Source organism: Leptospira mayottensis 200901116, from assembly GCF_000306675.2.
GTDB classification, from domain to species: domain Bacteria; phylum Spirochaetota; class Leptospiria; order Leptospirales; family Leptospiraceae; genus Leptospira; species Leptospira mayottensis.
Genome location: NZ_CP024871.1, coordinates 2,238,356 through 2,245,000 on the forward strand (window position 1 = coordinate 2,238,356; position 6,645 = coordinate 2,245,000).

Genomic DNA, 6,645 nt, shown 5'->3' on the forward strand with positions numbered 1-6,645 from the left:
TCATTTTTCCGTATATTCTATCATTTGAATCATTTCTTTTAAGATTATCAAGTCTAAACCCGATCCGAAAGAAATTCGCAAAAGTACCATTCCAAACCTTGCGATTCCCGAACTTCGCTAAGTTTAATCATTCGTTTCCGGCCGTAACGAAGTCGGGGCTTTGCGGAATGAGAACGGATCGATCTACTACAGAATCGGGTGTAAGATCAAGGATCGCTGCGAAAATTCTGCGCCCAACGTTCTCCATTTGAGACCTCAAAACCTCTGTTTCAGGTCCGGGAACCCAACCTGCGGAACGGATAAAATTTGAATGTACCACTCGCCACACCTTGAGCATAGAAGCCGTAACTTCCATATGACACTGAATTCCGAAAATTCGATCCTGAAAGGAAAACATCTGATTGGAATACATCTCGCTCTTTAAAAGATGTTTTGCTCCTTGTGGAATCGAAAATACGTCTTCGTGAAGATGAAACGCGGGAAAAGAAGTGATTCCGTCGAATACAAGATGAGTAGGTTCCTGAACCTGAACATCGTAAAAACCCACTTCCGGTCCTTTTTCACCCCGTTGAACTTCCCCACCGAGTGCTTTGGAAATAATTTGCGCACCGAGGCAAATTCCGATCACTTTGCGGTTAGGCATCGATGCCGCATAACGTATTAAATTTAACCAAGGCTCGAAAAAATGAACGAGTGTCGAATCCGTAACGGACTGAGGTCCTCCGAGAAGAACGATCAAATCGAAAACCAAATGCGCGTCAGGAAACGGCTGTATCCTCGAATCGTATGCGTTGTGATAGGTGATTTTATAATTTCTTTCTTTTAAGGAATCGAGTAAAATACCAGGTCCCTCACAATCCTTAAATCGAACGATCAAACTCCTCATGAAGATCCTGCCATCTTTTTGAAAAAAAGGACTTTTTGATCCACGCTTAACCTTTGCAAGTTCGCCTCTTCGCTGATCGGTCCGATAAAATTGTAATAGAGTACGAAAGGTTTCGTTTTAAAAAGAAGGGTTTCAGGAGTCCCCGTAACGATAGAATCCGTTCTACTCACCCGAAACGGTTTTTTCATAAGAAGTATGGGAACTTGGATTCCGTATTTACGAATCTCTTCCTTGACTAAAGGAATCCCCTTGGTCAATAGTTCCTCTTGCGACATCGTTTCCGCTTCATCAAAAAATAAAGTCGGATCCACTGCCATATAAAATTGGATCTTAGGATCTTTTTGCATATCCTGATAGAGGTAGTTGAGAGCGGGAATTTCTTTGATACAAGGAACGCAATTCGGTCCGTAAACGTTTAAGACCAACCGAGGCGCTTCGACTTCGGAAAGCCGAACCAGTGTCCCGTCCAAAGTAATTCCCTGAAACTCATGAATCCCCAGATTGGGCTGTTCTGACAATGCACAATGAATCACCAATACGCAGAAAACAAAACAAAGAAGGATCCGATTCATCAAGTACGTATAACTTCTTGAGAAAAAAGAAGAAATAATACGGAAATGGGGTTCCGAGTTCATGGATAATACCAAAAGAAAGCCTAATAGATGGAAATTCAAGGAATAAAATCGAAGGTATCCCTTCTATCGAATTATCTTTTTTACACTCCCCTTTTTGTAAAAACCAATGTAAACGAAAGATCTTTTCTTATTTTCTAAATAGACTTTCAACTTCCAAAATGAGAAACAAAGATAATTTTTTTCCATCATTTTTCCGGAGGAAGTACAATATAGCTTAAATTGATCTTTGTTTTTTCCCCTCCTTTAAAAAGAGAGGAATCGAACTTGAATTCCACTTCCGCGGGAAAGATCATATTTGTATAAGGATAAGAACCGAGACGGTTTTCTTTTTTCAATTTGTCCTTAATGATAGAACCCAAATATTGAAACGAGCCGATCCAGTCTTCCCCCATTTCAAACCCTTCCATCCTTTCCACGGTCCCGGATAAACTCATGGTCGCGTAGTAAGAATCCTTGATCGCCCGTGACTCGGAAGGAGTCAGCTTTCGATTGAAACGGATGAGAAAACCGGGAGTTTCTCTCGCATGAAAGTAAAGGTAGTTCGCAAATTTCTCCCAAGTATCCGGCTTTTTGATGTGAGGAATTTCCACCTTGTAGTGATGATCCTTTTCCACAGGTTCGAGGCACTCCCCAGCACGATTGAAATGATCACAAAGAGTGACAGAAGTTATTTCCAGCTGCACGGGAACACAGGCTCCCGAAAAAGACAATAGGTAAAATACAAATGCAAAAGAAAGAATATTAGGTTTTACTGATATTTTGAACATAGGATTCTCTTAAACTTGTAAAAAAATAGACAACTTCCGGCGTTTTAAAAAAAGAAGGCGCCGTTTCACGATAGACCATTTTTTGTTTTTGATAGTTGTAAACCGTTTCGGCATACACTCCGTTGAATAGATAAATCCTATGGAAATCGTCTTGGATACTTGAGATCACAACGGAATGGTTGCAAAGATATCCCGGGAAAATACGAACGCCCCTATCTTTTTCAATTGCAACGTTTTGAATCGATAGACATTCTTTCTGAATGGAAGGAAGTTCTTCCCTATGAATTCTTCTTTTGAAGGAAAGAATTTTAGTGTGCCTTCCAGGAGACTGATTCCAAAGTTCCTCGTTTGGGTCCTTCCAAGCAGGCATTGAGTTACTTTCATACAAAGTTGCGGAAAATTTTTTTTCGGTCTTTGTTTTGATGGAATAAAACATTTCCGCATCTTCGTAAACGACCACGATAAAAAAAGAAGCTCCGGGTGGTTTAGTCAATTTTTCCTTAGTAGGCGTATTCTTCTTTGAGGAATTCAAATCAGCTTCCAGAATTCGTTTTCGAATCGAAATAATCCAGAATTATTTTATTCAACCATCTTCCATCCGGAATTTCTGGGGTTGGATCCGTCAAAAATCCCACATGTCCGCCTTTGGGACTGAGAATGGTTTGGATTTGAGGAAGTTTATCCCAACGAATCGTTTCCCAATCGAATGGAGGAACGACAGGATCGTCTTCGGAATGGATTATAATCCCCGGATGACGGATGTTAGGAATGTATCGAATGCTCGAACAATCTTGATAATACTCAGCCGCCCCCTTGTATCCGAAAAACGGAGCAGTAACCTGATCGTCAAACTCGAAGAATGTTTTTACTCGAAATGCGTTTTTTTCTAGTTCGGGTGGAAGCTGAATAACTTTGTTTTTGATCTTTTTGCGAAACCCAGACACGAACCGATCCCTATAAAATCTTGCTTCTCTCGAATCAATAAATTTACAACCTTTGAAAAGATCCAAAGGAGGATTTGTAGAAGAAAAGGCTTCCACTTTGTGATTTCTTTTTTCTCCGAGATACTTTAAAACTAAACTTGCAGAAAGGGAAAAGCCAGAAAGAAAAACCCTATGAGATAACTTCTTCCAAACGAAATCGATCACGTCTTGAACGTCTTTCGTTTGACCGATGTTATACGTTCCCTTGGAAAATCCCTGACCTCGCCCACAATTTCTGAGATTCATTCGAACACACCCGTAGCCTCTCAGCAAGGCGCTCTGCGCGAGACTCACCAGATACGCACTGTCGGAAGTTCCCTCCATTCCGTGAATCATCACTACATAGATTCCGTTCCAAACCGGACCTGAAGAAGAATAATGAGCGATCGGAGGATTGTGCTCCAACCAGAGAGCATCTCCCGAATCGTCCGAAAGTTGCAGGAGGATATCCTCAAAATAAAACTTACTTCTGAGGCGATTCTCGGGAGGAAAAAAAGTACTGTAAACGGTCTGAAGGTGTCCGCTTTTAAAGAATCGTTTCGGTTTGAAGGATTGGAAGCTCATAAAAGACGTCTAATGTTCCGATTAGAGTCCCTGAAAGAATTCGTCCCAGTCTTCCATCTGTTCTTTGTTGATACGAGAGGTTTTTTTCGCAAACTTATGAAGTCTTCTTAAAAAATCAATTCCTCGTTTTACGATAGCCGGATCGTTCGGATGCATATCGGAAAGATAAAAATTTACGAACTCGTCGAGTTCGAAAGAACCTATGTCCTTCAAAAGAACTTCTTCCTGAATCTCCTCTTCTCCTTCTAAGAATAAAAGGGAAGAGAATTCCAAAAAGAGCTCGCTTAAATTTTGATCCTCTTCCGGATTTCTGCCTTTCTGATGCGGAGAAGTTAAAAATTCTTTTAAGAATTCCTCTAAGGATAACGTCTTAGACAAGGGAAAAAATTCCGATTAATTAAAATCGATTTTTGTAGCGAGTTTGTCTACGATTCCGTATTGAATCGCCTCTTCCGCGTCCATGTAGTAGTCCCGATCCGTATCTTCTTCCAATTTGGAAACCGGATGACCGCAAGCGTCCGCGAGAATCTGATTCAACTTGGCTTTTGTCTTGAGAATTTCTTCCGCGTGGATCTTTAAATCGGTAGCGGGAGCTACGATCTGTCCTCCGATACTCGGTTGGTGAATCATCACTTTTCCGTTCGGCCAAATGGAACGTTCGCCCTTTGTTCCCGCCGCAAGTAGAACAGAACTCATAGAAGCCGCTATTCCCATACAAACTGTGTGAACGGGAGAAGAAATCATTTTGATGGTATCGAATACGGTCATTCCGGAAGTCACGACACCACCGGGACTATTGATATAAAATGTGATCGTTTTTCCCGGATCGTTCATTTCCAGATAGAGAAGCTTTCCGACCAAGTCTTTGGATGATTCGTCGGTTACCGGACCCCAAAGAAAAATCTTTCTGTGGTCGAGGAAATTTTTGGAAATTTTACTTCCTGCGAGCTCTTCGAATACTTCCGTGATTTTTTCTATTTCTGGCATTCCTGAACCTTTCCTTTACTAGTTGGTAAAATCCAGTTTCTTCTTCCTCATTTTTATGAAAACTCCAATACAAGTAAAACTAGAGAAGATTGCGTAGAAAATCCGAATAAAATGGATAGGAGGAACCGGAAATTGTTTTCCAGGACGAAACGCATTCAATCTGGAAGCCAGAACGGGCTTCAGTTCGTTGTTGTTCGACGTTTCCCGAAATTTCACAATATGAGCGTTTTCACTCAAAAGATAAAATCTTCTGGCTTCTCTTTCAAGAGCCACTTGATCATTTTTTAAAATCTTCTGCTTTTCTTCTAATTGTCGGTTTTCGTAGGTAAGTCTTTCCACATCCAACTGTAGGGATGCAAGAGATTCCTCAAGTTGGGACCTTACGACAATTCCAGATTCACCCAGAACGATGAAATAGAAGAGTCCGCCAAGAAAACAAGAAAACCAAAAGACTTTTGTCGAAAGAGTGGTCATCATTGATCCCGTTTCCTAAATTCCTTTTCCCGAAATCGATTTCGTCACACCAAGAACTCAAGCCAAGTTCTTCGTTTTTATAGATCTTAGAACCTTCAGTCCAAACGATCGAAGAACTTGAAAAATGACACATTTGAAAACATCGCATCATTTTTTATCGGAAAACATTCTTATAGATTATAAAAAGTTTCCCTACCTTTGTAAACCGCAGATTTTCCAAGTTCTTCTTCGATTCTCAAAAGTTCGTTATACTTCGCGATTCGATCTGTTCTAGAAAGAGAACCCGTCTTGATTTGCCCCGCGTTAGTCGCAACCGCAATGTGAGAAATCGTAACGTCTTCCGTTTCTCCGCTTCTATGACTCACGACATTTGTGTATTTCGCCTTTTTCGCCATTTCGATCGACGCAAGAGTTTCCGAAAGGGAACCGATCTGATTTACTTTGATCAGAATCGAATTCCCGACTCCGGAAGCGATTCCCTTGGAGAGTTTCTCGATGTTTGTTACAAACAGATCGTCTCCCACGAGCTGGATTTTTTTTCCCAACTTCTCGGAAAGAAGTTTCCAACCTTCCCAATCGTTCTCGTCCAGCCCGTCTTCGATCGTAATGATCGGATATTTGGAGACGAGGTTCGCATAATAATCCACTAGCTCTGCACTGGAGAACTCCTTATTATTTTCGGCACCAAGTACGTATTTCTTTTTGCTTTTGTCGTAAAACTCGGAAGAAGCCGCGTCCAAACCCAATAAAACGTCTTTTTCCGGTTTATACCCTGCTTTTTCGATCGCTTGGAGAATGACTTCGATCGCTTCCACATTGCTAGTCAAATCAGGAGCAAAGCCGCCTTCGTCACCAACAGCAGTGTTCAATTTCTTCCCTTTGAGAACCGACTTTAAGGAATGGAATACTTCAGCCCCCATTCTAAGTCCCTCACGAAAACTTTTGGCCCCCACAGGAAGAATCATAAACTCCTGAAAATCCACATTATTGTCGGCGTGTGCTCCTCCGTTGATGATGTTCATCATAGGAACCGGAAGTTCACGGGCAAAATTTCCCCCAATATAACGATATAAGGGAAGTTTGGAATGAGAAGCGGCCGCTTTTGCTACCGCAAGAGAAGTGCCGAGGATCGCATTAGCTCCGAGTTTACCTTTGTTTTTGGTTCCGTCTACGTCTAACATGAGTTGGTCGATTCGGTTTTGGTCGAGTCCGTCCGCTCCCTTCAGTATTTCTTGAATTTTTACATTTACATGTTCTACTGCTTTGAGAACTCCTTTCCCGAGATAACGTTGTTTATCACCATCTCTAAGTTCGACGGCTTCGTATTCTCCGGTCGATGCTCCGGAAGG

9 protein-coding genes (1 of these 9 running past the window's edge) are annotated in these 6,645 nt (G+C 41.5%); all 9 read right to left on the reverse strand.

Annotated elements, in window-relative coordinates:
- Positions 1-127: 127 nt before the first annotated feature.
- Complete coding sequence (locus LEP1GSC190_RS10115; RefSeq protein WP_002761910.1) at positions 128-886, reverse strand: type 1 glutamine amidotransferase; 759 nt, start codon at positions 884-886, stop codon at positions 128-130.
- Entirely contained in the window at positions 883-1,521 is a 639-nt protein-coding gene (locus tag LEP1GSC190_RS10120; RefSeq protein ID WP_002761843.1) for a TlpA family protein disulfide reductase, read from the reverse strand. Before LEP1GSC190_RS10120 ends, LEP1GSC190_RS10115 begins: the two co-directional genes overlap by 4 nt.
- Positions 1,522-1,706: 185 nt before the next feature.
- Positions 1,707-2,288 (reverse strand): complement regulator-acquiring protein LcpA, encoded by a 582-nt coding sequence (gene lcpA / locus LEP1GSC190_RS10125; RefSeq protein ID WP_002761867.1) that lies wholly within the window; start codon positions 2,286-2,288, stop codon positions 1,707-1,709.
- Entirely contained in the window at positions 2,263-2,820 is a 558-nt protein-coding gene (locus tag LEP1GSC190_RS10130) for a DUF4416 family protein (protein ID WP_002761883.1), read from the reverse strand. The genes lcpA and LEP1GSC190_RS10130 overlap by 26 nt, the downstream gene beginning before the upstream one ends.
- Position 2,821: 1 nt before the next feature.
- A complete protein-coding gene (locus LEP1GSC190_RS10135; protein WP_002761849.1) occupies positions 2,822-3,835 on the reverse strand; it encodes a YheT family hydrolase in 1,014 nt (337 codons plus the stop codon).
- Between the two features lie 21 nt (positions 3,836-3,856).
- Positions 3,857-4,213 (reverse strand): hypothetical protein, encoded by a 357-nt coding sequence (locus LEP1GSC190_RS10140; protein WP_002761835.1) that lies wholly within the window; start codon positions 4,211-4,213, stop codon positions 3,857-3,859.
- A 15-nt stretch (positions 4,214-4,228) separates the two neighbouring features.
- Complete coding sequence (locus LEP1GSC190_RS10145) at positions 4,229-4,822, reverse strand: ATP-dependent Clp protease proteolytic subunit (RefSeq protein ID WP_002761851.1); 594 nt, start codon at positions 4,820-4,822, stop codon at positions 4,229-4,231.
- An 18-nt stretch (positions 4,823-4,840) separates the two neighbouring features.
- Positions 4,841-5,296, reverse strand: a complete 456-nt coding sequence (locus tag LEP1GSC190_RS10150) for a septum formation initiator family protein (RefSeq protein ID WP_173380570.1) — start codon at positions 5,294-5,296, stop codon at positions 4,841-4,843.
- Positions 5,297-5,466: 170 nt separating this feature from the next.
- A protein-coding gene (gene eno / locus LEP1GSC190_RS10155) for a phosphopyruvate hydratase (protein WP_002761881.1) crosses the window boundary here: on the reverse strand, positions 5,467-6,645 show its 3' portion. It continues 120 nt past the right edge of the window; 1,179 of the gene's 1,299 nt are visible here — the last part of the coding sequence; its start codon lies beyond the right edge, outside the window; it ends in the stop codon at positions 5,467-5,469.

Bases quoted from the DNA above. Each gene is read 5' to 3' on its own strand.
- LEP1GSC190_RS10115 (WP_002761910.1), bottom strand. From the start codon at position 886: ATGAGGAGTTTGATCGTTCGATTTAAGGATTGTGAGGGACCTGGTATT.
- LEP1GSC190_RS10120 (WP_002761843.1), bottom strand. From the start codon at position 1,521: ATGAACTCGGAACCCCATTTCCGTATTATTTCTTCTTTTTTCTCAAGA.
- lcpA (WP_002761867.1), bottom strand. From the start codon at position 2,288: ATGTTCAAAATATCAGTAAAACCTAATATTCTTTCTTTTGCATTTGTA.
- LEP1GSC190_RS10135 (WP_002761849.1), bottom strand. From the start codon at position 3,835: ATGAGCTTCCAATCCTTCAAACCGAAACGATTCTTTAAAAGCGGACAC.
- LEP1GSC190_RS10145 (WP_002761851.1), bottom strand. From the start codon at position 4,822: ATGCCAGAAATAGAAAAAATCACGGAAGTATTCGAAGAGCTCGCAGGA.
- LEP1GSC190_RS10150 (WP_173380570.1), bottom strand. From the start codon at position 5,296: ATGACCACTCTTTCGACAAAAGTCTTTTGGTTTTCTTGTTTTCTTGGC.